Source organism: Nocardia sp. CA-084685, from assembly GCF_050955785.1.
Classification (GTDB): Bacteria; Actinomycetota; Actinomycetes; order Mycobacteriales; family Mycobacteriaceae; genus Nocardia.
On record NZ_CP192094.1, the window covers coordinates 7395840 to 7419900 of the forward strand.

The window sequence follows — 24061 nt, forward strand, 5'->3', positions numbered from 1 at the left end:
GCTCAGATCAGCGCGGCGACTGCTCGAGGTGCGGCCAACCATTCACGAATAGTGTTGCGCATCAGTGTTTTTCGCTTACATTCGCAGTAGGCCGTGACACCGTAGCCATTGATGCCCGCGCCACGGCACAATGCGACCGCGCGTGGCAGGTGCTGGTATTGGGTGACGATGATCGCGCGATCGACACCGAACACGTTCTTCGCCCGCTCACATGTCGCCCGGGTCGACAACCCTTCGCCATCGCAGCGCACAACCGCCGGATCGACGCCGTGGTCCGCGAGATAGCTTGTCATCGACGCGATTTCGTCGCCGGATGTGCCCGCCGCATCACCGGACACCAGGATCTCGCGCACCTTTCCGGCCCGCAGCAGTTCGATCGCGACATCGAGTCGTCCACGCAGATAGGCCATCGGCGCGCCATCGGGCCCGACCTTCGCGCCCGGCACGATCACCACCGGAACCGTCGGCGCGGCCGCGGGTCCGCAGCGATATCCGGCCGACACCAGCCACAATCGGAGATTTGCACCCGCGACGACCAGCGCCGCTGCGGCCGCCAGTCCGACGCCCAGCCGAAGCGTTGTCTTCCGGTCGGTTATGAGCTGCACCCGCCCGACGATACTGGCCCCGCACTAAGCGATGCGCACACCGCTGTCGAGATCGCCGTCGAGCAGGGCGATACCCAAAGTGGTTGCCTGATGCCGCATCGCATTGCGGTGCCGCCAGCTCTCGATGAGCCCCGCCTCGCGCAGTATCGATGCGTGTTCACTGGCCGTCGCGGGTGAAATGCCCAGTCGGCGAGCGAGTTCGGTCGTGGTACAGCCCTCGGCGATCTCCTGGAGCGCGGCGGCTCGCGTCCGACCGAGCAGCGCCGTCAGCGCCTCGTTGGCCGCGCGGGGACCCCACGCCCAGGCGAAATCGGCGATATCGCGCAGCACCGGAACCACCAGCGTCATCGGCGCGTCCTTATCGGTGGTGGACTTCAGCAGCTTCGGTCCGGGCCAGATGAACAGCGAGGGAATGATGATCAGGCCGCGCCCGTCGAGATATTCGTCGTGGCATTCGCTCGGGGTGAGCACTTCGAGGGCGGGCGCGCGCCACCGCGCGAAGGGCGCCAGTCCGGCGAAGAACCGTTCGACGCCCTCGGTGGCGATTGTGCGCGCCATCCGCTCGGCCGCCACCTCCAGATACGACTGCACATGCGCCCACCGACCGGCAAATGCCACCGCGTGGAATGCCTCGACGGCGAGCGCGACATCGTGGCGGGCGGCGCTGTCGCGGTCGGACAGATTTCGCGTCCAGGCCGGGAGCGGATGGTCGGTCAGCGCCCGCTGGCGACCCGCGTGCTCCACCTCCCGGCGGAGTTCGTCACGAGAGGCCAGATGCAATGCCTCGATCCCCGCCGACATCGACCGCGCGCCACGGGTCGGTGTGATCAGGTCGACGAAGTGATGCACGCCGGGGAAGATATCCGCGAGCACGCCGAAGTTGTCCGGCATCGCGCGCCGCACCTGTCCGCGCCAACCGTCGTACAACGTCGCGTCGGTGCGTTGTACCACCCGGGTGGCCAGCATTGTCTCGCCCATCGCGCCGAGCGGCGCTCCGATCCGGATGCGCGTCAGATCCTCGATTGTGCAATAGATCCGCTTCATAGGCTGCCCCGCATCGTGATACCGAGGTACCTCACGGTACCCGCGATCACCGCGGTCCTCGCAGCATTACCGCGAGGACCGGATCCATCCTAAGGATCTGATCGGTAGCCGACGGCGGGGCCGTCCAACGAAACCAGCTCGGCCGCCACCGATTCCGCCACCCGACTACGTTCGGCCATCTCAGCACCAGACCTACTGGCCGCGCCGATACCTCGTTCACCATCTTCGACTCCCGAATCCGCACTGTTCAGCAGCCTAGGAATCAGCGGGCGCTACCCCCACTATGTTTCGGCCGTGGCCTAAACACCGTCGAGCAGGGTGACATCACCAGTCGTCAACTCGTTATAGCCGATGGGCATGGCGGCTCGGATTGTGGGCAGCCGGTCTAGGTGAACAGCACTCGAACCTCGCCGTGGCGACATCGGATCGCGATCGGTTTGCTCACCGTCGCGTGGGCGGCAGGGTGCGGCTCCTCGGAGGAGAGCGCCCCGCCTACGTGGTCCGGCCCCGCGCCGATACCCACCGTCACCATCACCATCGAACACCAGAACTACAGCGGCACTCCCCCGATCACGCCGGGTGCGGCGCTCACGGTGGTCAACCACGATTCGGTGAAACACAGCATCACCAGCAAGCGTCCCGGCCTCTTCGATCGGGAGATCGGCCCGGGCCAGAGCATCACTTTCACCGCGCCCGATGAAGTCGGGTCGCACCCCTTCTATTGCCGATATCACGCCAACATGGATGGTGCATTGAGCGTCCGGAAGGCCATTTCGCCGTGACGCCTACACGCAGTACTGGCAGGTCCCACTGGCAGGCAGCTGGATGAAGCATTGGCCGCACACTGCCGCGCGGGCAGGTTCCGGCTTGGCCTCCTGCGTGGTGGTGCTCGCCGAACGGCGGCCCGCGACCTTGGGTGTTAGCGGCGGAGCGGTCGGCTCGGCGGGCATGGTGGCGCCGTGGTGCTCGTAGCACTGCCACCTGGCGTAGGAGGCGTGCAACTCGAGGTCCTTCGGAATCGGCAGCCCGGCCAATTCCAGCACGTACTTGTAGGTGTCGCCGACGGTGTGGTTCTCCTGCACGCATAGCGAGGTCAGCGGCGGCTCGCCCGCCTTGTGGCAACGTCGCGCGACCTTGCGCAGAATCGCCGCCATCCACATCCGCGTCGGCGCACCCGTGTGCACCCCCGACGCTTCCTGCACCCGGCCGGCCAACTCATCCACAGTGATGAAGTTCCCGTACCTCGTGGCGATCTCCGACAGCTCCGCATGTGCCGCGAAGGCCCATGCCACCGTCGCCTCCCGCAACGTCACCGGGACGCCGTCACCTGCCCGCCATGCCCCCGCCGTCGTGGATACCGCACTCTTGATCACCCGCTCAAGTTATCGCGCCGCCCCGCGGCCGGCCGAATGCCCCCGCAATCCGGGGCCTGATCAAGATCACCTGGCAGCGCACTCGATGATGATCTTGATACTAGCTTCCTAGAATGCTAGCATCGCGTCGTGGGTGACGAGGATGTGAAGCAGTTCAACGTGTATTTGCCGGTGGGTTTGATCAAGCAGGTCAAGTTCCGGGCTATCGAGTCCGGGATGTCGCTGTCGACATTGGTCGCGGAGGCGCTGCGCGGATACCTCGACGACACCCACGATCAGCAACCGTGAACGCGAGAAGGAGAGACGATATGACGACGCAGGGCATCGAAGGCGTATTCGTCGAAACGCACAATTGGGGCAAGTCGGCGCGGTTCTTTCAGGCGCTCGGCTTCGAACCCGAATTCACCACCGACCACAACTCCGGACTGTTCCGCAATGGCGATGGTCCCTATGTCTTCATCGCCGAGGTCCCGCGCAGTCAGACCCCACAGACACAGCTCGTGCTCACGGTCACCGAACCGGATGCGTTCCGGCCGAGCGGTGACATCGAGGTGGTCACGCCGTTCGAGGAAACCCATTACGGGACAAAGGAAATGACGGTGCGTGACCCCGATGGCCGGCTGTGGAGTCTGCAGGTCGGAAAGGTCGGCTGACTCATGCCACAGGTCATCGGTCCCGAGAGCACGGCGGAGCGCGTGGCGCTGTGGCGGGCCTTGCATGTCGAGATCGATCCGGCGCCGCATGTGCTCGAAGACGAGATCGGGCTGCGACTGATCGACCCCGACGCCGGATGGCGCGCCCGAGCGGATATGGATCCCGAGACGACGAGCCTGTCACGAGCGTGCGTCGTGGCGCGCGCCCGTTTCGTCGAGGACTTGGTGGTCGAGCAGGCAGCGCGCGGTGTCGATCAGTACGTCATCCTCGGGGCGGGACTCGACACATTTGCTCAGCGTCGATCCGAAATCGCTTCCGGTCTAACCGTATTCGAGGTAGATCAGCCCGGGCCGCAAGCGTGGAAGCGGCAGCGGTTGGACGAACTCGGCTTCGGGATTCCACAGTGGCTACGGCTGGTTCCGGTCGATTTCGAGGCCGAATCGTGGTGGGACCGGCTCATTTCGGCGGGTTTCGACCCGTCACGTCCCGCGGTCGTCGCCGAAACCGGTGTCTCGATGTACCTCACCCGCGAAGCGAATATCCAGACGCTGCAGCGGATCTCGACCCTCGCATCCGGCTCCACCTTGGCCATGACCTTCCAACTGCCGCTGGACCTACTGAGTGTCGAGGAACGCGCGATACGCCAGGCCGTCGAGAATGCCGCACGAGCAAGTGGAGTGCCATTCCTCAGCCTCTTCAGGCCCGATGAATTGATCGAGCTGGCCGAGGCAGCGGGTTTCGTCTCGGCGCAACACATTTCGACATCCACCCTGACACAGCGCTACTTCGCCGACCGAACGGACGGCCTCCGGCCCCCGAGCGCGGAGCAGTTCCTGGTCGCGACGACTTGACGACCCCCGCGGCGCGCCGATTCCGCGCCACCGCCTCGACGACGTCCGATTCATCGACTTTCCACCGGGCTGGAGTATCCGCGGCATCGCAGACACCCTGTTCCCGAGCGCCGAACTGTCATCGAGGTCGCCAACCGTCGAATCCGCACGCCCACGACTCCGAAACCCTTTGGGGCCAACCCTTCAGCCTCGGCTGAACTCATCGCGCGAGATCTGCCGTTGGTGTCAGCTCTGTTCCGCGCGAACGGTCATGGGATGACGCGAAAACTGGTACCGTCGCACGGCATAACGTCGGCATGACCACCATCCAACGCTGGGGGTAATGATGCGTTCGATCCGATCCGTGACTGCTTTCTCCGTCGCCGCGATGACCGTAGCGGCCGTAACCGCCACGGCCGCACCAGCTTCCGCGGACTCGAGCGGCGGCAAGTTCGCGACGATCTACTCGCTGACAACCGGCCCGTGCGTCGCGATCGTCGACTCGTCGGTCAACGGCAACGCCTACCCGGGCATGGCCGCCTTCACCGTCACCGCCCAGATGATCGGCGTCGGCGCCTGCTCACTCGACATCACTCTGCACTACCGCAATGTCGACACCGGCGAAACCGGTAGCTTCACCGCACATGCCAATGGCCCCGGATACTGGGGCAACAGCGGCTACTCGGCCCTGTTCAGCCCCGGCCACGACAACTTTGTCGGCACCGTCACACTCAACGCGGCCCACTTCCCGGAGTCGGGCGAAGTCAAGTTCACCAACCACCCGTACCAGGGTTAGCGGGGCAGTTGTCGGCATTGGACGCCGCAGCGGTCCGTACCGGTGAGTTTCCTTCAAGCTGAGGCCATCTCGAATATCCGATGGGTGTGCGCGGGTGGAGATTCCAGGCGTGCCGCATGCTCGACTGCGTTTGATCCTGTTGCCGGCCTCGCTGCTCGGTCGAGTCGTCTGGTCACCGGGTCCGGCAGCGGGGAGGCGATTCCGCCCGCGCGGGGCGAGATCGAGCGCGGTTGTCAGAAGGTGCCCGCGCGTACGGCGGTCGCGGCCAGCGTGGTGTAGTCCATCGTGAAGGATCCGCCCAGCGAGTCGATGGCGCTGCCGGTCGCGTCCAGTATCTCGACCAGCTGATCGGGACGGAGCCGGGTGAGGCCGCCTGTGGTGGGGAGCAGCTCCAGCCATTGCTCGCGGGTATAGGACTGCTGCCAGTCGAATCGCCACTGTTCGGGATCTCCGAATTGTTCGGTCTCGCGGATCCGGTCGGCGAATTTTCCGTAGCCGGCCTCGTAGAGTTCCAGGGGACGTCGAGCTGGTTGGCCGCTGAGCGGGGAGTCCGGTGCCACGCGCCGGTAGGCGGCGGCGAACGGTTCTGCCACCTCGGCGGGTGGCTCGTACACGTGACCGAAGATCGCCAGTCGTCCCCCTGGACGCAGCACGCCGGCCGCCTTCGCGGCACCGGCAACTGGATCCACCCAATGCCACGACTGAGCGGCGATGACCGCATCGAACATCCGGTCGCCCGGCTCCCACGCCTCGAAGGTTGCCACCTCGACCCGCAGGCCGCGGGCTCGCGCGAAGTCGGCCATTCGCGCATCGGGTTCGATGCCGAGCACCGTGCACCCCGCGGACTGGAACTGGCGGGCCGCGAGGCCGGTACCGCAGCCGACGTCGAGCACGTCCGACCCGGGGATCCCGGCGAGGATACGCGCCACCAATGCGTCGGGGTAGGCGGGTCTGGCCTGGTCATAGCGCTGTGCGTCCACGCCGAACGACGTGGCCATGCGCTGGGACTCCCCCGGATGCGCTGAGGGCGGTTCTGGTTGCTCTCGCGATAGTATGGGCATGCGCCCACATTAGTGGGCACATGCCCACTGCGCAACGACTGCGGTGAATCGACGTACGAAAGGATCTGCGAGTGCCGACCGGAGTGCACCTACACGCTGCGCGACAGCAACTGTTCGACGCCGCCGAACGCGTGCTGCTGCGCGACGGGCCGAACGGACTGACCAGCCGGGCCGTCACCGACGAGGCGCGCTGCGCCAAAGGCGTTCTGCATCGGCACTTCACCGACTTCGACGCCTTCCTCACCGACCTCGTGCTCGACCGGGCCGCCCAGCTCGAGGCACAGGCGAATGCGTTGCATGCCACTGCCGGCACCGGCACGGTGGCCGCCAACCTGACCGGCGCGCTGACCGTGCTATTCGGACCGGTTCCGGTGGCGATCATCCCGCTCATCACCTTCCGCGACGAGGTGCGCGCTCGACTACGGAGAGCGCGCACCGGCGGCGGCATAGCGATCCTCGCCGAGGCGACGACCGCGATCTCCACTTACCTGACCGCCGAGCGCGAATTCGGCCGCATCGCCGCCGACGCCGACATCGACTCGCTCACTCTCTCCCTCGTCGGCGGCGGGCATCTGTTGTTCACAGACCGCGATTCCGGCCCGCCGACCACAGCAGCGATCGACAAATTCGTGACATCGGTCATCTCCGATGCCGTGCAACGACGACCGGCCTGAGCAACCACCAGCGTCGACAACAGTTGCCAACCAACTTGCCGATCACCGGCCGGCGACGATCTCGCGCTTCGGCTGGCCTCGGCGGCCGATCTCGCCCGTTACACCGGGACTTCTCGCGTCCACCGCACTTGTCGATAAGCGTCTGGAGAAGAAACTGATCCGCCCGGCATGCAGCTGTGGGCGAGACCTGCCGCGGCCCGAACATTCTGCAGAGCGGGTAGCTATGGCGTGCTCTGGTTGAGAATCGGGACGGAGGGTCTACATGGGCAAATTCGGGCGTCGTCATCCGCCTGAAGTGCGGTGTCGATGGGCGGGCCGCACCAGCGGCGGGCACCATCAGGCCGCGCGCTCACTATCGGCACGGCGGTGGCACAGTGAACCAGAGGCGGGACCGAGCGAAGAGGAACAGACCATGAACGGACGTACCCCCAGCCAGTGGGAAGAGCTCACTGCCGCGGACCCTGCGCACTCGACATGGTATGTGGAACGGTTCCGAGCGATGGCGGCCGAAGGCACCGATATTGTCGGGGAGGCGCGACTGGTCGACGCGATGCTCGACCGCGGTAGCCGAGTCCTGGATGCGGGGTGCGGTCCAGGGCGTGTGGGTGCCTATCTGCACCGAGCTGGCCACGTCGTGGTCGGCGTCGATGTCGACCCGGTGTTGATCGCCGCGGCGGAACAGGACTATCCCGGTCCGACCTGGATAGTCGGTGATCTCGCCGAACTGGACTTGCCGGGCCGAGGAGTCGCCGGCGACTTCGATGTCATCGTGTGCGCGGGCAACGTGATGACATTTCTGGCGCCCTCCACCCGGCGGGCGGTGCTGGCCGGGTTCGCCCGCCATCTCGCCCCAGCCGGTCGGGTGGTTGTGGGCTTCGGCGCCGGCCGCGGTTACGAGTTCCCGCAGTTCCTGGCCGACGCCGAGGACGCCGGACTTACGGTGGACCTGCGGCTATCGACCTGGGATCTACGTCCATTTACCGACGAGTCCGACTTTCTAGTGGCGGTGCTCTCGCGCGCAGAGTGAAGCCTGCCCAGCCCCGAGGGACCCCCGAACCCGATTGGGCTCTGCTCATTCCACTGCGACCGCCGAAATGCGATGGCAGAATCGTCAGGCGCTCAGGTCTGGGCGCACCGGGCAAGTGACACTCCACTGCATAGTCGCAGCGCTGATTTCGGCGGATGAGAGAGTAGCGGACCTCGCTTGTGTTACAGGTACAGCTCAGGAGGGTCGTCGATTTCGATGCCTGCCTGGCGTGCCCGGGTAACCATTTTCCGGTCCCACTCCCGATGCGCTCGCAGCGCCATCCGGAATTCGCCCATTTGTTCGGACATCCGTTGGGTTTCGGAGATGGCGAGGTCGCTCAGCACCTTGGCGGCGTCAGCTTTCGTCTTGGTCATGGTGGCGTCGACATCGCCTCGTTTGAACCATGCGGTGACCGCGGCTGACAGCGCTGAGGAACTGGCGAGCAGCACGAGTATGGAGAACAGGGATGAGGACGCGAGCGTGCTCACGAGGCGGTCCTCCTGGCTCGGATCACGCGCAGCGTCTTCAGATCCTGCAAAACCTGTCGGCGCTTCCACAGGAACGCGACACCCAACGCGATGGGCAGTGGACCGCCAAGGACCGTGGCCGCACTGATGGTTTGCTGATGGATCTGCATCATCAGCAGTTGCGTGCCGAAGGCGAACAGTGACCAGCCCTGCGCCCCCAAACCGATCTGCTCGATCAGATAACCCCATACCCGCCGGGCGAACACGCCGACAAGGGTCATCAGACAACCGCTCAGCGTCAGCCCCAGCCACAGTACCCGCAATCCCGGCGGCAGTGTCGCGACAGCGGAGTTCGGAGGCGAACCGTAGAAACATTGCAGCAAGGCCGAAATGCCGAACACAGCGCAGAGGACCACCTCGAACGGGTCGTGGCGGGCAGGCGACTTCGGGCTTCTCATACAGCTTCACCGCCACCAGGAGGACGGCCCGGATCGTCCCTGCTGCGTGTGGATTCGACTGCCGGAATGTCCAGCACCGCGGCGAGGATCACACCGGAGGCAGGGACAGTTTCGTAGCCGCTGTGGTTTCCTCGGTCGCGAATCGGGCGGACCTGATTGCCTGCCGCCCGCCGGACACGTGCGATCACGATCGCATCGGTCCGCGCGTGCTGCCGGCACCCGAAATACTTCCACAGCCAATCGATTTCGTTCGGCGAGCCGATCGGCAACCGGTCAGCGCGGCTTGGGGACGTTCCGACGATAGGTCCTGAGGTCGGAGAAGGCGACGCGATGATAGGCATGATGCTTGCCTCCTCGTTGCTGCGTTCGATCGTTGCTCCGCATCCAGGGGCACCGACTCCTGCCGAAAGCTCCGGCTCTTTCATTAACACTCCTGGACCGGTTGCCGGGCAACGCATCTGCTGATCCGCTTTCGTCCGGTTTCGCACAAATGTTGCCAAGCACCCGGACCACCTATCCGCGTCCCACACCCATGCTCACTGCTTCGCAACCGACCGCGCTTCCATCGTCCCGACGTCATGTCGACAGCAACCCGCCGGTATTCGGTACTGTCGATCCCCGGCTCGGGCGGCGATCGACGCGCTACACCTGTTGCGGACTCATCGTCCGGCTGATCAGCGCCGGCGCAGGGGATTACACGTCACCGCGCCAGCTTCGCTGGCCGGCAGCACATTCGGAAAGCGAACCAAAGCGGATCACGAGATATCTTGCGCGAGTGGCAGTTCAGGGGTTACTGGATATTGCCGCGCCATGGCAAGAGTCGGCCGAACCCAGCGCAGAGCTACCGGACCGCACCATTGGAATCCGGCGGAGCCGAGCCTCGATCGTCCTTCCCGGACGGGCGCACGAGACTCGGCTCCGACCCCATACGGTTCCCGGCGCGGCTCGGCAGTGCGGCAAACCGAGAACCAACCGGATGGTATTCAACGGCTCCGCCATTCCCCAGCAGTGGGAAAGCGCCCACCGAACCCCGGGCTCAGCACTCCCTCGGTATGCCCTGACGGACGAGCCCCGCTGAGAAGTAGACAACCTCCCGGCCGACTGCGTCTAGGACGGTCCGTCACGCCCGAGCAGGCGACTGAGCAGGAAAAGGCTATGCGACCGGCGATGCCCTGCCGCTTCGCGAGCAGTCCTCCCCCGTAGCAAAGCAATCGTGCTGGCCTTCCGACACATGCGGGCTTGGGGTCGGCCGCCGCCGTCCTCGCCCATGCCTCACACTATGGACACGATCGGGCAGTGATGCACTCGAGTCCGACCGACGAGGGGTGTACTCATGACCAGGGATCCGGGCGGCCGGCCGAGATGCCTACACCGCGATCGACTGGCTGTTGTGGTTGTTCTCGTGCTGTTCGGCGGAAGCATGTGGTCGGTGTCCGCCGGTCCCGGTGCTGGCCGGCACCAGCACCCTCTCGGCACGGCGGCACAGCGGATGTCCGTCCCCCCCAATCGGATCAGCCTGCGGGGCTGGAAGCTGACCATCCCGGAGAAGGACAAGAGCGGCCATGCCGCTGTTATCGAGCCTGCCGCCGTCGCGCCGCCGTGGCTTACCGGGGGCCCGGACGGCAGTCTCACTTTCTGGGCGCCGGTTCGAGGCGCCACCACGCCGCATTCCGAGCACGCCCGTACCGAGCTGGATAGCTCGAGCAACTTCTCGGCCGGGACCAGCGGCCCGCACACGCTGAAGGTCGCATCCGCGGTCCTTCAGGTGCCGACGGGTACCAAGGACATCATCCTCGGCCAGATACACGGGGCGGGCGCCATCAGCTCGGTGCCCTACGTGATGCTGCATTACCGGGCCGGCACCATCGAAGTGGTAGCTCGGCAGCAGCAGAGCGGCTCGCAGACACTGTCTTTCCCGCTGCTCACCGGGGTGCCGATGAACCAGCGATTCGACTTCGCTATCAGCGACATCGGCAATGGCACCATGGTGTTCCGCGCGACGTACGGCACCGACACAAAGCAAGCAACTGCTCTGGTACCACAGGACTTTCACGATGCGACGGTCCGCTTCCAGGTCGGCGATTATCAGCAGGGGCACGAATCAGGCGACGCCGAAGACGGCGGCCGGGTGACCATCTACCAGATCAGTGAGCTGACCACCACGCCGTGAAACATCACTGCGGCCGTTGCGCAGCCGGTGCGGCTCTGGCTGAATTCTGTCCATGGATCGGATACCGGTGGAACTCGGCACCATTCAAGAGACTCTGCTCATCACCCTCGCGGGCCGCGCACGGGAGTCGGTGAAGCGCAAGCCGATTCTGGTCGACCCGAAAGCCGGCGACATCATGGCCGCTCTGGACAATCCGCCCAAGAAGCTGACCAGGGGTGCCGGGCCCGACCCCAGCGTGCTGCGCACTGCCATCGTCGACACCTGGGTGCGGGAATTCCTGGCCACGCATCCAGACGGGACCGTCGTTGAAATCGGCACCGGCCTCAACGCCCGCTTCGACCGCGTCGACAACGGACACGTGCACTGGCTGGACCTGGACCTGCCGGATACCATCGCGCTGCGCCGGCACTTCTTCACCGACACCGAGCGTCGCCGCATGCTGGTCGCCTCAGTACTCGACGACAGCTGGTACGACACCGTCTCCGCGCAGCCCGGGCCGTACTGTTTTGTCGCCGAAGGAGTGCTGGTCTACCTGCCCGAGGCGGACGTACGCCGGGCCCTGGACAACCTCGCCGCACGCTTCCCGCACGCCACGGTCATCCTCGATTACTACAGCCCTGGCATGCTGCGGTTCCAGAACCGGGCGGCCGACAAGGGCGCGATGGACGCGCGCTGGGCCTGGACCGGCGGAGAACCGGAGTCGTTCGCCGCACAAGGCTTGCGGGTCACCGATGCCCGCTCGATCACCGACCCCCCGCCCGCGCTCCGCAGTACTCTGCCGCGCAGTTACCGGCTGTCGCTGCCAGTGCTGCATCGCGTGCTGCCCAAGGGTTTCGGACTGGCGAAGTTCCACACGGACCGAGCGCGGTAGCGGCCAGCACCCTGCCACAATGGCGAAGTCCTTGTGGCCGTGGAATCAGGACTACACGCGACCGGGCTCCGCCCAGCTTCGGCGTCTTACCGCCCAGCCCGTACGCCGGGGCCGCCCCGCCGTGTACTGGATCCGGTCATGGCTCAGGGGCTCTGATGGGACGCCGCCTCGGAGTGGTGGCCTCCTCGTCCCTGGGGTCGCAGCGGCGGGTGGCGAGGGTGGCGAGGTAGAGGGCGGCGAGGACGACCCCGCAGCCGCCGAGCTGCAGCAGCGTTGGGCGCTCGTCCAGGATGACGGCGCCCAGGAGCACTGAACCGACCGGCTGGAGCAGCAGCAGCGCCGCTCCCATCGACGCGGAGAGGCGAGGCAGCGCGCTCGCGATGAGCAGGTAGCTCGCCACCTGCCCGGTCACGGCGATGGCGAACAGCCAGCCCAACGCCGACCAGCCCGGGAGCGGGTCCAAGCCGTGCCACAGCGGCCCGACGACCAGCGCCACGACGCCGGAGGCAGCCGCCGACTCGGTGACGGGCACGACGACATGGTCGTCGTCGCTCGCCTCGCGCAGCAGGAACAAGAAGCCTGCGTAACACAGGGCCGCCGCCGCGGCGAATATCACGCCCTGGGTCGGGTTCTTCCCGGAGCCGCCACCCACTACGCCGCCGGCCAGCGCCACCCCAGCGAGCATGACGGGCACCATCGCGGCGAACGCGGCCGTCGGGCGCTCCCGGAGGAAGATCCATCCGAGGATGGGGACCAGGACCACCTGGGCGTTCACGACCACAGTTGCGATTCCGGCGCCGCTGTCGGCGATCGCCTGGTTCCACAGCAGGACGTCACCCGCCAGGAGAACCCCTGCGGCAACGGCCATCCAGCGTGAGCGCGGCGGCCGGGCGGACGCGGTCCGAGCCTCGGAGAGCGCCATCGGAATCAGCAGCGGCATCGACAGGAGGCTGCGGAATAAGGTCACCGTTCCGGTCGAGACGTGCGTGAGAGGCACGAAGACGGACGACAGGGCAACACAGACGGCGCCCGCCAGCATGGTGGGTACCGGCATCAGCGTGGCGACCTTGTTGAGGAGATCGACGCCCGATCCGGACCCGCGTCGCGCGGTGTCCGCGTGGTCCGGCCTTGCGACGTCATCGCGCCGGTCGAGCATCTCACGCCCCTTCCATAGTTGGGTTCGTCTAGGCACGCTCTTGCCTTACCCAGGTGCTGGCCGAGCTACCCGGCGCGGGTGAGTGTCGGATGACCGGTCCCAAACCGCTGGGCACAGTTTTCGGCTTTCTGTTAAGCAGTTCTCCTCCGTTGCCAAGAACTAGGCACGATGACCCTGGAACACAAAAGGCCCGGGGGCTGGAGCCTCGCCCGGTCGGAAGGTCTCGCAATCACGGAGGCGGCGGCGATCTGGGTCGCGTACTCCACCGCCTACGGCGCGCTCATCGAGAAGGCGAGGATGCGGCCCGGCGACGACGTCCTCATCCCTGCCGCGTCCGGCGGTGTCGGCCGCGCGGCAATGCAGATCGCCAATCAGATCGGCGCCGTGCCCATCGCCATCACTCGGCCCACACCCTTCCCGACCAGCACGCCGCTCACGATCTTCAGCTACCGGAGCTTCGAGCACACCCTCGACACCGTCGTGGTGAAGCGCATGGCGGCGTTCCTGAACGCCGGTGTACGCCTCGGTGCACTACGACCCGCCATCGACAAGGTGTTCGCCATCGACGACGTCGTCGACGCCCACCGCCACCTCGAGAAGGGCCTCACGCCGGCAAGATCGTCGTTACGGTCTCGCAACGGACCAGAAAGAGCCGGCCAACAGGTGGTGGCTGTTCTGATCAGCGCTGGGGTGAGTGTGCCATGGCCTGCGGCGCTGACTCTCCTGCCGCCATAATCACGGACCGACTTTAATGTCCCATGGCTTCATTGCCATGCACGCAGCAGATCTTCTGGTCCCCAATGCTCCGCCAGCGGCAGGTCACCGTCGATCCCGGAGCGCGAGACCGCCACCAGCGGCGTATCGAATTGCGTGCCAGGAACAGCTAGGACGCTGCGGGCGAGGGCGTCATAATCGTGGCGATCGAACGGCCGATCCCCGAGCCATTTGATCGACCCGACGAAGTGCACTGCGCCGGCGACGGGGTCGCGGTCGGCACCGACCAAGTCGAGTTCCGGGTTGTTCTGCCGGTTCCACCAGCCACCTACCGCTTCGGTTTCGGGCCAGTGGGCGTCGGGCAACAACCGCCGCAGCGATTCCCTGATCACCGGTTCTACTGCGCGACCGCGCCAGGTCGTCCACGAACGCTCGATCCGCTCCAGCGCCAGATCTCCCCGGCCGCGTTCGATAAGCGGAATTCCGCGTTCCAGGAAGGCCAGCCAGAATCTCATGTATGAGTCCGCGATGCGGTAGCGCTTATTCTTGCTGTCCGGCTTCGTCGACAGCGGCAGATCCGCAGCCACTATCCGCTTAGCCTGCAAGGTGTTCAGGAGCGGTGTCAGGGTTCCGGCCGGCAATACACCGGTGCTGCCCGCAGCGGCGGCAATGGCGCTGAAGGTGCGCTCGCCGCTGCCGATCGCCTCGAGCACGGCCCGTGAACGAGACGCCTCGGGAAACTCGCCCAGCAGCGACAGTTCACCCGCCACAAGCAACGGCGACAGCGGATTCGCCGTGGCATCACGGAGGAAACCCACACGGCTCATGCCCGCCCGCCAGGACCGCACGATCTCCGGGAACCCACCGGTTATCAACAGCGCGTCCACCGCCTCGGCCGCTGGCAGTTCGGTCATGGCCTGCACATCCGCCAGATGCAGCGGCGCAACAGTCATCTTCGTCGCCCGTCCGAAGAAGGGACGATCGTGCGACTGCAACGCCTCCATCACCGAGATATCGCTGCCCACCAAAACCAGCAGCAGCGGCTTGGCCGAAAGGTGCCGATCCCACACCGTCTGCAGCGCTCCTTCGAACTCGGAGTCCTGTTCGACCAGCCATGGCACCTCGTCGATAACCACGATGCTCGCGGCATCGTCCGGTAAAGCGATGGCCAATATCCGCAACGCCTGGTTCCAATCCGCCGCCGACATCCCCACGACCAGTTCTGCCCCCGGCAACGGCGAATGAGCCAAAGCACCGACAAAGTCCTCGCGCTCCGTGACGGGATTACGCCCTCGCGTCGCCTGAAAAACGACATATGGGAGACCGGAGCGGTCGCAGAACTCTTGAACCAGACGCGACTTCCCCACCCGCCGCCGCCCGGTCATGATCACGGCACGCGCCCGCGTCGCACCGGTCCCGTCGGTCACCAACTCCAGCTGCCGCCCCAGCAAGTCGAGATCCGACGCGCGCCCCTTGAACTCCACCGACCACCTCCTACGCTAGACCAGCACAATCATACATAGATTCAATCTAAGTAAGATATGAACTATGCAATTTACTGCCTAAGCTTGTGAGAGACCGCCGCAGCGATTCGGCCTCGTTTTTGCATGCCAGTGAGTTTGTTTTGTGTCGTGTCTTGGTTCGAAGTTCCCTCGGCAAGGCGGTGTGAGGAACTCCCCTCGGGACCGAACTGCATGGCCTCCCCAACCGGGCTACCAACGCACGCCTACAACAGATACTCGCCCCTCGATGACCCGCTCGTCGGAACATCAAGTCGACCGGCAGCAACGCAGCCTCCCGGCCGACTGCGTCCAAGACGGTCCGTGACGCCCGAGCAAGCGACTGAGCAGGGAAAAAGACTATGCGACCGGCGATGTCCGTGCCGCTTCGCGAGCAGTCCTCCCCCGTAGGCACCCGACGTCGACGTCACATCGATGACGAAAGAGTGGGCAACCGGCGCCGGCTCGAGTCTGTGCCCATACCCGCGAACCGCCACCAAACGACACGCAACCTGCACCGGAGTTGCCTCGAACGCTCGGTACTGCCACTTCGGGGTGTTCGCAGGAGCGTGGACACGATCTCGGCTGCACCGATGACTTTCGTGTGGCTCCGACGTCGATACCTCTGGATACACCGACAGCGGTGGGTCAGAGCAGGAACAAACGATCCGGACAGTGATCCGGACGGGCGAGCAGGAGGCGCAATAATGAGCGGTACCAGGGTGTTGGTGGCAGGGGCGAGCATCGCGGGGCCCGCGCTGGCCCACTGGCTGCGCCGACGGGGGGCCGAGGTGACCGTGGTGGAGCGGGCCCCCGAACTGCGTCCCGGTGGACAGGCGGTGGACGCGCGTGGGGTTGCCAAGGAGGTCATCCAGCGCATGGGGCTCGACGCGGCGGTGCGCGCGGCCTGCACCGAGACCGCTGGCGCGTACACCGTGGACGTGGACGGGAAAGTGCTGGAGACCTACCGCGCGGACGACGACGGCGGCGACGGATACATCTCGGAAATCGAGATCCTGCGCGGGGACCTGTCCCGGGTGCTCCACGACGACACCCGCGACGGTGTCGAGTACATCTTCGGCGACTGGATCGCCGAGCTCACCCAGGACGCGGACGGTGTCGACGTGGCGTTCGCGGGCGGCGACCGGCGACGCTTCGACCTAGTGGTCGGTGCGGACGGGCTGCACTCGGCGCTGCGAGCGATGGTCTTCGGGCCGCGCGAGCGGTTCGTCCGTCACCTCGGGCTCGTGCTGGCTTTCTACAGTGTGCCCAACGAGTTCGGGCTGGACCGCTGGCTGATCGACTACCAGGAGTCCGGGCGCTCCGCCGGGCTGCGGCCCATCCAGGACGCCACCCGGGCGATGGCCATGTTCTCCTTCTCCTCGGCGGACCTCGATGTCGACTACCGCGACGTCGCGGCGCAGAAGCGACTGCTGCGGGAGCGGATGGCCGGCATGGGCTGGTTGACCCCGGACATCCTCACGCACCTGGACGACACCCCGGACTTCTACCTCGACCAGGTCGCCCAGGTGGTGATGGACCGCTGGTCGAGCGGGCGGGTGGGGCTGCTCGGGGACGCGGCGTTCAGCTCGTCGCCAATGTCCGGGGCGGGCACCGGGCTGGCCTTGGTCGGCGCCTACATACTGGCCGGAGAGCTGGCCGCCGCCGAGTGGGACCCGGAAGCCGGGTTCGCCGGCTACGAGCGGCGGATGCGCTCGTTCGTCGAGGCCAACCAGGAGATCGGCCGGTTGCACGCGCGCAGCCGCGCCGTCCCCGGGCCGGACGCCGAGCCGAGCATGGATTTCGAAAGCGAATGGTTCACCGAACTGATCGATCGTGCGATCAACGGCGTGGAGCTGCCCGACTACGCAGGGGTGCCGGACTCCGGGGCCACGGCCGGACCGCTGATCACCTCGTCGGCCAGGCCGTAGGCGTCACTTAACGTGTCCCTCGGTAGGCCACCGCCGGGCCTACGCGCGCAATCCGACGGTTGGCGAGAAATGAAGTGGACCTGACGGACCAGTATACGAGCTGCGCGGTGCTGGTAGACGGGCCGGACATCATGACCCGCGCGGTCGGCGCCCGGCAAGCCGGTCAACGGTGAGATCCGATGAACAGACGATGACCTTTACAGAATAGGTCCGAAATGGGACATTATCTGTCATGACCGAGAGTGACTTCGTCAGTCTGGAAGCCGCAGCAACCGTGCTCGGCATTTCCGTTCGGCACGTTCGTCGCCTCGTGAATTCTGGAAGCTTGACCCAAGTCGCCCGTGGAGTGCTCGAAAGTGACTCCGTGGATCGCTACCTGATGTCGCAGCGCCAGGGTCGAACTCGCTCGTGGGCCGAGCATACGGCGTGGGGAGCGATCGCAGTCCTGTCCGGAGGAGAGGCCGACTGGCTCGGCCCGACCCAGATCTCGCGGGTCCGACGTACGCTCCGAGAACTGGCCGACCCGAGTGAACTGGTTTCACGGGTCCGTGACCGCGCGCGCGTGCGAACATTCACAGCCCACCGCGCCGCGCTGCCTCGGCTTCGCGCAACTGTCTTGCGCCCCAATATGAACGCTCTCGGCATCGTCGACAGCGGTGAAGACCGAATCGACGGCTACATCGCCGCTCGAGAACTCGACAACGTGATTCGGACTCTTGGGCTCCGGACCGAGCCCTCCGGTGACATCACCCTGCGTGTCACAGGATTCGACTTCGACCAGGTCGGCAAGCTCGTTTCCACCAGCGCCGTCGTCGCGGCGCTCGACGCCGCAACGGCACTCGATCCGCGCATCCGGGGGGTCGGACAACGCGCTCTCACCGAGATGCTGGAGACATACCGATGAGCGAGCAACCACGGCGACCGACAATCGACATCGCTTCCCTGCCCGGTGGCTGGCCACAACCGTGGCCCAATGTCGCCGAACTGGCCGACACGCTCCCGCGTGACAATGGGACTCTGGTCGGCGGGCTCATGACCCAGCTGCACACAATCCGTCACGGTGTCGGCATCGTCAGCCCGACCAACGACGTCGACATCGTGCTGCACATCGAGACCCAGCGTGGCATTCCGGCCGCCTCGGCGACCGCACTCGAAAGCCTCGGTTATCGACTGCAGCCATCCATCGACCCACGCAATAACACCGCACACCGGTTCGTTCGAGGAACCACGACCGTCGACCTCGTCGCGGGTACCCCGACAGAGGAACACGTCGACGTCCTGGTCTCCGATCATCCGGCGCCCAGGGTCGTCGAACGACTCCGCGGCCGCGAAATGGTTCGCATCGAAGGTGGTACCCAAGCACTGCGCCGAACCATCAACGCACGCATCGAGATAGCAGCAGGGGTAGTCGCCGACATCTCCGTGCCGCGCCCATTCGGTGCCGTGATCCTCAAAGCAGCGGCTTACACGACGGATTCCCGAGATCGGGACCGGCACCTTTACGACGCCGCCGCGCTGGCATGCATCGAGGATCCGTTCACGGAACGTGCAGACTTCGCCGGCTCCGACCGACGCCGGATCGCCATGCTGGCCACCCATCTCGTACCCGAACACTCCGCGTGGCGCGCGCTGCCACGCCAGCATCGAACTCAGGGCGAGACCGCCTTGGCTATCTTGGCCAACCAGGACCCGGCGCTGGGGCTTTGATCGAAACCAGAAGGCACGCACCGGGCGATCAGCCGGGCACATCCGGTTCGCTTGCCGAAGGCTTTGCCAGCCGGCCGAGCAGGTGTGGCAGAGCCAACCACTACGCGGTTTAGATGCTGTTGCACAACAAAATATCCGCAGGCCTTCTCGCCTGCGGATCATTCTGGGTGGACCTTGGGGGACCTTACTCGAACACGAACACGCAGGTAGAAGCCCTGGAAGCCCTGATTAAGAAGCTGCCCGACACCACGACAACCACCCAGCCACCTGCGGAACGGCCCGCTCCCCGGCGGGCACGGCAACTCGACGCCGACCAAGTCGCGGAACTGATCACCGGATACCAGACCGGATCCACCGTGTACGAACTCGCCGCCCGATTCGGTATCGAACGCCGCACGGTCAGCAATATCCTCCACCGGCACCATGTACCCATGCGCCGCCGCAGCCTGTCCCCCGACCAGGTCCAGACCGCCGCCCACCTCTACCAGCTCGGCTGGTCACTCACCCGAGTCGGACAACACCTCGGCGTAGCCCACACCACCATCCTGACCGCACTCCGCCAACACGGAATACCCACCCGAGACACCCACGGAAGACCTCGGTAACGGACGCATGACCATGTCATCCATCCGAGCAACCGCAAGGGGCCCGCCTCGGGATCGATCCGGCTTCTTCATGCTCCGCGCCTATCCCGGGTCGTCATCGAAGTGCCCGAACAATGCGTGCAGATCTTCCGCAACCCAAGGCTCAGAGGGGAACATGAGCCGGTGAGGCAGTTGGCGGACTTCGCCATACTGGGAGGCGCCGAGCGGGTTGTGGGAGCGTGAGCGTGGACTGGAGCACGATCGGCAATGAGAAGTTCGACACGATCGTGGAGACGCTTCTGGCCCGCCTATGGCGCGGAATCGGCGATTTCATCGCCCCGGACGGCCGCGGTGGAGACAGCGGGATCTGACCTGTCCCCAGTGACAACATCCACCTGTACCTCAGTCTCAACTCCAAGGTCACCGGGTTCGATCGGTGATAACTGGCATGTGGGGCTGGTGAGGTCGCGTATTCAACTGTCGCGGGATCGGTCCGGTTTCCAGCCTTTTGGTGATCGAGGCGTGGGCTGGCGGCTCGATTCCGGGAATCGGTTGCCAGGCGCGGAGAACGAAGAGCACGCTCCACACCCACGCGGCCTTCGATGACACAGGGCACTCCGTGGCATCGCGGTGCCATGACCATCGAGGTTCGCCAGCCTTCGGTCTTCGAGGATGCCCGCACCCTGATCGGCCCCATGAGACCCGACGCCAACGTCTGCAGGTGCCTGAGCTACCGGATCTCATCCAAGCTCAACAACAAGCACCGCGGACCGCCGCGCGGCGAGTACGTCGCCGAGCTGTCCCGCGCGGATCCCCACCCGGGGTGGTCGCCTACTGACTGTTGAGCCGACAGCAGAACGCAACCATGCGCTGATCTCGCCTGACAAACACATCGTCGACTGGACGCGAGCACGTAGTCAGCTACCCGTGACCATCATCACAAATAACCCGATGCTTGATAGAGCCGTGGCGAACAGAACATCCGACGCAGTACATCGGTGAGGAGAAATCATGTCCGCGAAAACGCAATACCGCGACTACAGGGCATCGAAACCGACAAATCGTGTGGGGATCCAACCGCCGCCACTGGATTCGAGTATCGACGATCCATACGCGAAGCTGACAAGTCGCGCCAGCCTGCCCGCGCTCAAGCCACGTCCGCGCACCGCGCGGGTAACGCGCATCGGCGTCGTGCCCGACGATGAACAGGCAGACCCGGATGGCGCGGTCCTGCCTGTGCGGGCTTCGTCGCCCAACCTGCTGTTCCCACCGAACGGAGGCGTGACCGACACAAACGTAGTCTTCCATGGGGGTTCTATCGCGCCGGGAGTTCCCGTGGAATTGGTGTTCTGGGGTGGTGCTTGGGACAACGTCAAAGCCAACAGTGCACTTCGCGCGCAACTTATTGCAGCATGTAGCGGCCTGATCGCGGGGCCGTACTTCAGCGCGCTCAAGGAATACGGTATTGCTCGCCCCACGTACGGGGGCGATCACGCTGACATCGCCGGATCCTCCATCAAGCTTCGACGACGGTGGCGTGGGCGACGCGTTGTGGAACATGATCGACAACAACGTCTTTCCGGAGCCGGACAACTCCGGCGGCCGGAATGCCTACTGCTTGTTCATGCCGCCCGGAACCAGCTACTCGCCTGGCGGCGCTTTGGGTGCGCACAGTCACCCGACCGATTTCGACTTCCCTTTCGACATCGACACTTCGTGGGTCGCGTGGGTCGGGTTCGCCGACATCAACACAATGACCCGCAGTTTCGGCCACGAAATGGCAGAGACGTGCACCGACCCCGAGAGCGATGCGTGGTACGTCGACTCCGATGGAAGCGAGATCGGCGACATGTGCAATACACGCCGAGCGTTTGTTCGGGGCGTGTATGTCGAGGGCCACTGGTCACGGCGGCGCAATGCGTGCGTGATTCCGCAGAGCACCGCTGCGATCGTCACTCCGGTGGCGCAGATGTCCGATCAACTGGACCTGTTCGTCGTCGGCAATGACGGACGTGTCTACACCTCGTGGTGGCACGAGGGCTCGGACTGGTCCGGAATCAACGACAACTGGCGCTCCATCGGAGGATTCTTCCCATCGCCAAGCACCGATTAGGTGGACCGGCGGCCCTAGCGACCGTGAACATGTCGCTGAGCCTCAGCCGCGCTGGTCTTCTGACCAGTGGCGCGAAAAGTCGCGCTAAGCGTTTCGGCTGGTGATTCCCGGCTCAGGGGTCGTGATTGATCATGACGACGGCTCGGGGAGCAGTGGAACAGTGGTTGGCGTTAAGCATTGACCGACGTCATGGATGCCGTTGACGGCAGGCGTTCCCGCCGGTTACCCGTGCTTGTCCGGTTCGGCGTCGGCGAAGGCGCGGTATCCGCCGAGATCTCGGGCTGGGCGAGGACGTCGCCGCGGTGTACGACTCGGACCGGACCCGGGGCCAACATTGGATGCTGATCCGCCGGCGTAGCGAGGTCGTGTCGGACATTCAGCAAGACCGCCGTCGTCGTCATCACCGCGAAGTCCGCCGGGCGCAAGGTCTTCGGCCTCGCCACCGCCGATGTCCGTCTCGCTTGACCTCTTGCGCGTCAGTCCGGCAGCCAGTGCAGCTCGTGTGCCAGGGTTTTGGCGACAGCACGGATGCGGCGGTGTAGTGGTGACTGCTCGCGCGGGAGGACCAGGTGGATCGTCAAGGTGGGTGCGCCCCGCAGCGGTCGCCAGGTGAGACCGGCCGTTTGTGTCGTGACCGCGGCTTCACCGGCCGGGGCGAGGGTGAGCCCGTCGTGTAGGTCGCGCTGAGACATGTCGAAAGAGACTGCGGGCGTGTGGAATCGGGGGGTCGGCCGGGTGTCGCGGAACAGTGCGGACAGCTGATCGTGGATCACGGGGTTGGCCGCACGGTCGGGGAGTCGCAGCGGATACGCGGCCGCATCGGCGATCTCGATCTCCGGATGTTCGGCCAGCGGATGATGCTGCGCCAATTGGACCCCGACGCGCATGCGCCGCAGCAGGAACCGGCGTACGCCACGACCCGGCTGTTCACCGCGGGTGATCCCCGCATCGATGCGGCCGTCGGCGACCGCGGGGGAGATCTCCGGTGTCGCCATCGGGACCGCGCCGACCTCGAGTCCCGGGCTGCTGCGAATGAGCCTTTCCACCAGGGCCGGTGCCGTCTCGGCCCCCGCGCTGAGGCTGTATCCGATGCGCAGCGTGCTGAGCACCACATCATCGGTCAGCGACAAACACCCTGAGACGGCCGGTGGTCCGGTAGTCGTCACCCGCGCTGCGGGTTTCATCGGCTCGCACGTGGTCGAGGCATATCTTGCCGAGCGCCGTGAGGTGATCGGGATCGACCGTCGCAGCGTGACCGACGACCTGGTCGCTGCGGCCAATCTAGGCACCGTCGTAGCGAACCCACTGCTTCGGCTGCATCAGGCGGAGTTGTCCACCGCTGAGCTCGAGCCGCTGCTGGCCGGCGCCGACACCGTGATCCATCTCGCCGCGTTGCCTGGAGTGCGGGACTCGTGGGCTCCGGTGTTCCCCTGAATACTCGGCATCCAATATCGTTGCCACGCAACGTCTTCTGGTCGCGGCCGAATCGGTCGGGGTGCGCCGGTTCGTGTTGGCGTCGTCGTCGAGTGTGTACGGCAACACCGACCGACCTAGCCGTGAGGACGACCCACCGTTGCCGCTCTCGCCCTACGGGGTGACCAAACTCGCGGCGGAGAACCCGTGCCGGGTGCACACCGAACGTCGCGACACCACGATGACGACGGTCATCCTGCGCTATTTCACGGTATACGGGCCGCGACAGCGGCCCGGGATGGCGATCTCCAAGGTGCTGTCGGCAGCGTTGACCGGGGAGCGGCTGCCGATGTACGGCAGCGGAGATCAGCGCCGCGAATTCACCTACGTCGCCGATATCGTCGATGCCACCGTCGCTGCCGCGGTCGCGCCGGACTCCGTCGATGGTGTCGTGTTGAATGGGGCTGGGCGCGAGTGTGTCTCGCTGCTGGATGTGATTCGGTTGGCGGTGGAGATCACCGGAAACGAAGTCCCGATGATCGAGAAGCCGGTCCAGGCCGGGGATGTCGAGGTGAGCCACGCTGACCACACCCTCGCCCAGCAGGTGCTCGCGTATCGACCGAAAGTCGGTCTGCGCGAAGGGATTACCCGTCAGGCGCGCTGGATGGCAGACCATGTCGGTGTCGCGCTGTCGCTGGAGTCGATGGTGGTCATCCGATGATCACGTTGACCAGCGATTCGGCGACCGGGCTGTTCGCCGATGCGTGCCGTGCGGTCACCGCGATTGGTGACACGGTCAGTCCTCGGGGGATGGCGACAATGGAGGTGTTGGGTGCTCATCTGTGCTTGACCCAGCCGCGGCGCCGTTTCGTCGACGCCCCGCCGGTGCGGGTGCCCAATCCCGCGTTCGCGGT

27 protein-coding genes are annotated in these 24061 nt (G+C 65.5%); 18 read left to right on the forward strand and 9 right to left on the reverse strand.

The features are described from left to right. Positions 1 to 2: 2 nt before the first annotated feature. Positions 3 to 605 carry a SanA/YdcF family protein gene (locus tag ACQP2U_RS32860; RefSeq protein WP_433711017.1) on the reverse strand — a complete coding sequence of 201 codons (603 nt, stop codon included), beginning with the start codon at positions 603 to 605 and terminating at the stop codon, positions 3 to 5. A gap of 24 nt (positions 606 to 629) precedes the next feature. Further along, positions 630 to 1649, reverse strand: a complete 1020-nt coding sequence (locus ACQP2U_RS32865; RefSeq protein ID WP_433711018.1) for an ArsR/SmtB family transcription factor — start codon at positions 1647 to 1649, stop codon at positions 630 to 632. Positions 1650 to 2038: 389 nt separating this feature from the next. Here ACQP2U_RS32865 and ACQP2U_RS32870 point away from each other — a divergent pair, with 389 nt between their 5' ends. After that, positions 2039 to 2431: a cupredoxin domain-containing protein gene (locus ACQP2U_RS32870; RefSeq protein ID WP_433711019.1), complete on the forward strand. Its 393-nt coding sequence runs from the start codon at positions 2039 to 2041 to the stop codon at positions 2429 to 2431. A gap of 3 nt (positions 2432 to 2434) precedes the next feature. Here ACQP2U_RS32870 and ACQP2U_RS32875 read toward each other — a convergent pair whose 3' ends face one another. Next, entirely contained in the window at positions 2435 to 3022 is a 588-nt protein-coding gene (locus tag ACQP2U_RS32875; RefSeq protein ID WP_433711020.1) for a hypothetical protein, read from the reverse strand. 129 nt (positions 3023 to 3151) lie between these two features. On the opposite strand from ACQP2U_RS32875, the gene ACQP2U_RS32880 reads away from it, so the two are divergent. The 4 genes from ACQP2U_RS32880 (at position 3152) to ACQP2U_RS32895 (ending at position 5302) form a co-directional block, all read left to right on the forward strand. Further along, positions 3152 to 3310, forward strand: coding sequence for a CopG family transcriptional regulator (locus tag ACQP2U_RS32880; protein WP_433711021.1), 159 nt, complete (start codon positions 3152 to 3154; stop codon positions 3308 to 3310). 20 nt (positions 3311 to 3330) lie between these two features. Then, complete coding sequence (locus ACQP2U_RS32885; RefSeq protein ID WP_433711022.1) at positions 3331 to 3675, forward strand: VOC family protein; 345 nt, start codon at positions 3331 to 3333, stop codon at positions 3673 to 3675. 3 nt (positions 3676 to 3678) lie between these two features. Next, positions 3679 to 4527 carry a class I SAM-dependent methyltransferase gene (locus ACQP2U_RS32890; RefSeq protein WP_433711023.1) on the forward strand — a complete coding sequence of 283 codons (849 nt, stop codon included), beginning with the start codon at positions 3679 to 3681 and terminating at the stop codon, positions 4525 to 4527. 343 nt (positions 4528 to 4870) lie between these two features. Further along, complete coding sequence (locus ACQP2U_RS32895) at positions 4871 to 5302, forward strand: hypothetical protein (protein WP_433711024.1); 432 nt, start codon at positions 4871 to 4873, stop codon at positions 5300 to 5302. Positions 5303 to 5535: 233 nt separating this feature from the next. On the opposite strand, the gene ACQP2U_RS32900 is transcribed toward ACQP2U_RS32895, so the two are convergent. Then, complete coding sequence (locus ACQP2U_RS32900) at positions 5536 to 6300, reverse strand: class I SAM-dependent methyltransferase (RefSeq protein ID WP_433711025.1); 765 nt, start codon at positions 6298 to 6300, stop codon at positions 5536 to 5538. A 134-nt stretch (positions 6301 to 6434) separates the two neighbouring features. Here ACQP2U_RS32900 and ACQP2U_RS32905 point away from each other — a divergent pair, with 134 nt between their 5' ends. Both ACQP2U_RS32905 and ACQP2U_RS32910 read left to right on the forward strand, forming a co-directional pair. Beyond that, the gene (locus ACQP2U_RS32905; protein ID WP_433711026.1) at positions 6435 to 7037 is read left to right on the forward strand and encodes a TetR/AcrR family transcriptional regulator; all 603 of its coding nucleotides are present in this window, start codon (positions 6435 to 6437) and stop codon (positions 7035 to 7037) included. 412 nt (positions 7038 to 7449) lie between these two features. After that, positions 7450 to 8064 (forward strand): class I SAM-dependent methyltransferase, encoded by a 615-nt coding sequence (locus tag ACQP2U_RS32910; protein ID WP_433711027.1) that lies wholly within the window; start codon positions 7450 to 7452, stop codon positions 8062 to 8064. 182 nt (positions 8065 to 8246) lie between these two features. Here the strand turns inward: ACQP2U_RS32910 and ACQP2U_RS32915 are convergent, their stop codons facing one another. Next, positions 8247 to 8552 (reverse strand): hypothetical protein, encoded by a 306-nt coding sequence (locus tag ACQP2U_RS32915; protein WP_397035350.1) that lies wholly within the window; start codon positions 8550 to 8552, stop codon positions 8247 to 8249. Continuing rightward, a complete protein-coding gene (locus ACQP2U_RS32920; protein WP_433711028.1) occupies positions 8549 to 8989 on the reverse strand; it encodes a hypothetical protein in 441 nt (146 codons plus the stop codon). The genes ACQP2U_RS32915 and ACQP2U_RS32920 overlap by 4 nt, the downstream gene beginning before the upstream one ends. Positions 8990 to 10478: 1489 nt before the next feature. Between ACQP2U_RS32920 and ACQP2U_RS32925 the strand changes: the two genes are divergently transcribed. Next, positions 10479 to 11159 (forward strand): polysaccharide lyase family 7 protein, encoded by a 681-nt coding sequence (locus tag ACQP2U_RS32925; protein WP_433711030.1) that lies wholly within the window; start codon positions 10479 to 10481, stop codon positions 11157 to 11159. A gap of 52 nt (positions 11160 to 11211) precedes the next feature. Continuing rightward, positions 11212 to 12030: a class I SAM-dependent methyltransferase gene (locus ACQP2U_RS32930; RefSeq protein WP_433711031.1), complete on the forward strand. Its 819-nt coding sequence runs from the start codon at positions 11212 to 11214 to the stop codon at positions 12028 to 12030. 136 nt (positions 12031 to 12166) lie between these two features. Here ACQP2U_RS32930 and ACQP2U_RS32935 read toward each other — a convergent pair whose 3' ends face one another. Then, the gene (locus ACQP2U_RS32935; RefSeq protein ID WP_433711032.1) at positions 12167 to 13186 is read right to left on the reverse strand and encodes a DMT family transporter; all 1020 of its coding nucleotides are present in this window, start codon (positions 13184 to 13186) and stop codon (positions 12167 to 12169) included. 168 nt (positions 13187 to 13354) lie between these two features. Between ACQP2U_RS32935 and ACQP2U_RS32940 the strand changes: the two genes are divergently transcribed. Next, positions 13355 to 13921: a hypothetical protein gene (locus ACQP2U_RS32940; RefSeq protein ID WP_433711033.1), complete on the forward strand. Its 567-nt coding sequence runs from the start codon at positions 13355 to 13357 to the stop codon at positions 13919 to 13921. A gap of 29 nt (positions 13922 to 13950) precedes the next feature. On the opposite strand, the gene ACQP2U_RS32945 is transcribed toward ACQP2U_RS32940, so the two are convergent. Then, positions 13951 to 15384: an ATP-binding protein gene (locus ACQP2U_RS32945; protein ID WP_433711034.1), complete on the reverse strand. Its 1434-nt coding sequence runs from the start codon at positions 15382 to 15384 to the stop codon at positions 13951 to 13953. Positions 15385 to 16106: 722 nt separating this feature from the next. Between ACQP2U_RS32945 and ACQP2U_RS32950 the strand changes: the two genes are divergently transcribed. The 6 genes from ACQP2U_RS32950 to ACQP2U_RS32975 all read left to right on the forward strand — a co-directional run bounded on the left by ACQP2U_RS32950 (position 16107) and on the right by ACQP2U_RS32975 (position 21734). Further along, entirely contained in the window at positions 16107 to 17330 is a 1224-nt protein-coding gene (locus ACQP2U_RS32950; protein WP_433711035.1) for an FAD-dependent monooxygenase, read from the forward strand. A gap of 232 nt (positions 17331 to 17562) precedes the next feature. Next, complete coding sequence (locus ACQP2U_RS32955; RefSeq protein WP_433711036.1) at positions 17563 to 18234, forward strand: type IV toxin-antitoxin system AbiEi family antitoxin domain-containing protein; 672 nt, start codon at positions 17563 to 17565, stop codon at positions 18232 to 18234. Next, positions 18231 to 19037, forward strand: a complete 807-nt coding sequence (locus ACQP2U_RS32960) for a hypothetical protein (protein ID WP_433711038.1) — start codon at positions 18231 to 18233, stop codon at positions 19035 to 19037. The genes ACQP2U_RS32955 and ACQP2U_RS32960 overlap by 4 nt, the downstream gene beginning before the upstream one ends. Positions 19038 to 19204: 167 nt before the next feature. Continuing rightward, the gene (locus ACQP2U_RS32965) at positions 19205 to 19642 is read left to right on the forward strand and encodes a hypothetical protein (RefSeq protein WP_433711039.1); all 438 of its coding nucleotides are present in this window, start codon (positions 19205 to 19207) and stop codon (positions 19640 to 19642) included. Positions 19643 to 19866: 224 nt separating this feature from the next. Continuing rightward, positions 19867 to 19992, forward strand: coding sequence for a hypothetical protein (locus ACQP2U_RS32970; RefSeq protein WP_433711040.1), 126 nt, complete (start codon positions 19867 to 19869; stop codon positions 19990 to 19992). 1094 nt (positions 19993 to 21086) lie between these two features. After that, entirely contained in the window at positions 21087 to 21734 is a 648-nt protein-coding gene (locus ACQP2U_RS32975; RefSeq protein ID WP_433711041.1) for a hypothetical protein, read from the forward strand. Between the two features lie 476 nt (positions 21735 to 22210). Here the strand turns inward: ACQP2U_RS32975 and ACQP2U_RS32980 are convergent, their stop codons facing one another. Next, positions 22211 to 22843 carry a LysR family substrate-binding domain-containing protein gene (locus ACQP2U_RS32980; protein WP_433711043.1) on the reverse strand — a complete coding sequence of 211 codons (633 nt, stop codon included), beginning with the start codon at positions 22841 to 22843 and terminating at the stop codon, positions 22211 to 22213. On the opposite strand from ACQP2U_RS32980, the gene ACQP2U_RS32985 reads away from it, so the two are divergent. Beyond that, the gene (locus tag ACQP2U_RS32985) at positions 22824 to 23168 is read left to right on the forward strand and encodes an NAD-dependent epimerase/dehydratase family protein (RefSeq protein WP_433711044.1); all 345 of its coding nucleotides are present in this window, start codon (positions 22824 to 22826) and stop codon (positions 23166 to 23168) included. The genes ACQP2U_RS32980 and ACQP2U_RS32985 overlap by 20 nt on opposite strands. Then, positions 23131 to 23868 (forward strand): NAD-dependent epimerase/dehydratase family protein, encoded by a 738-nt coding sequence (locus ACQP2U_RS32990; protein WP_433716655.1) that lies wholly within the window; start codon positions 23131 to 23133, stop codon positions 23866 to 23868. The genes ACQP2U_RS32985 and ACQP2U_RS32990 overlap by 38 nt, the downstream gene beginning before the upstream one ends. Positions 23869 to 24061: the final 193 nt, after the last annotated feature.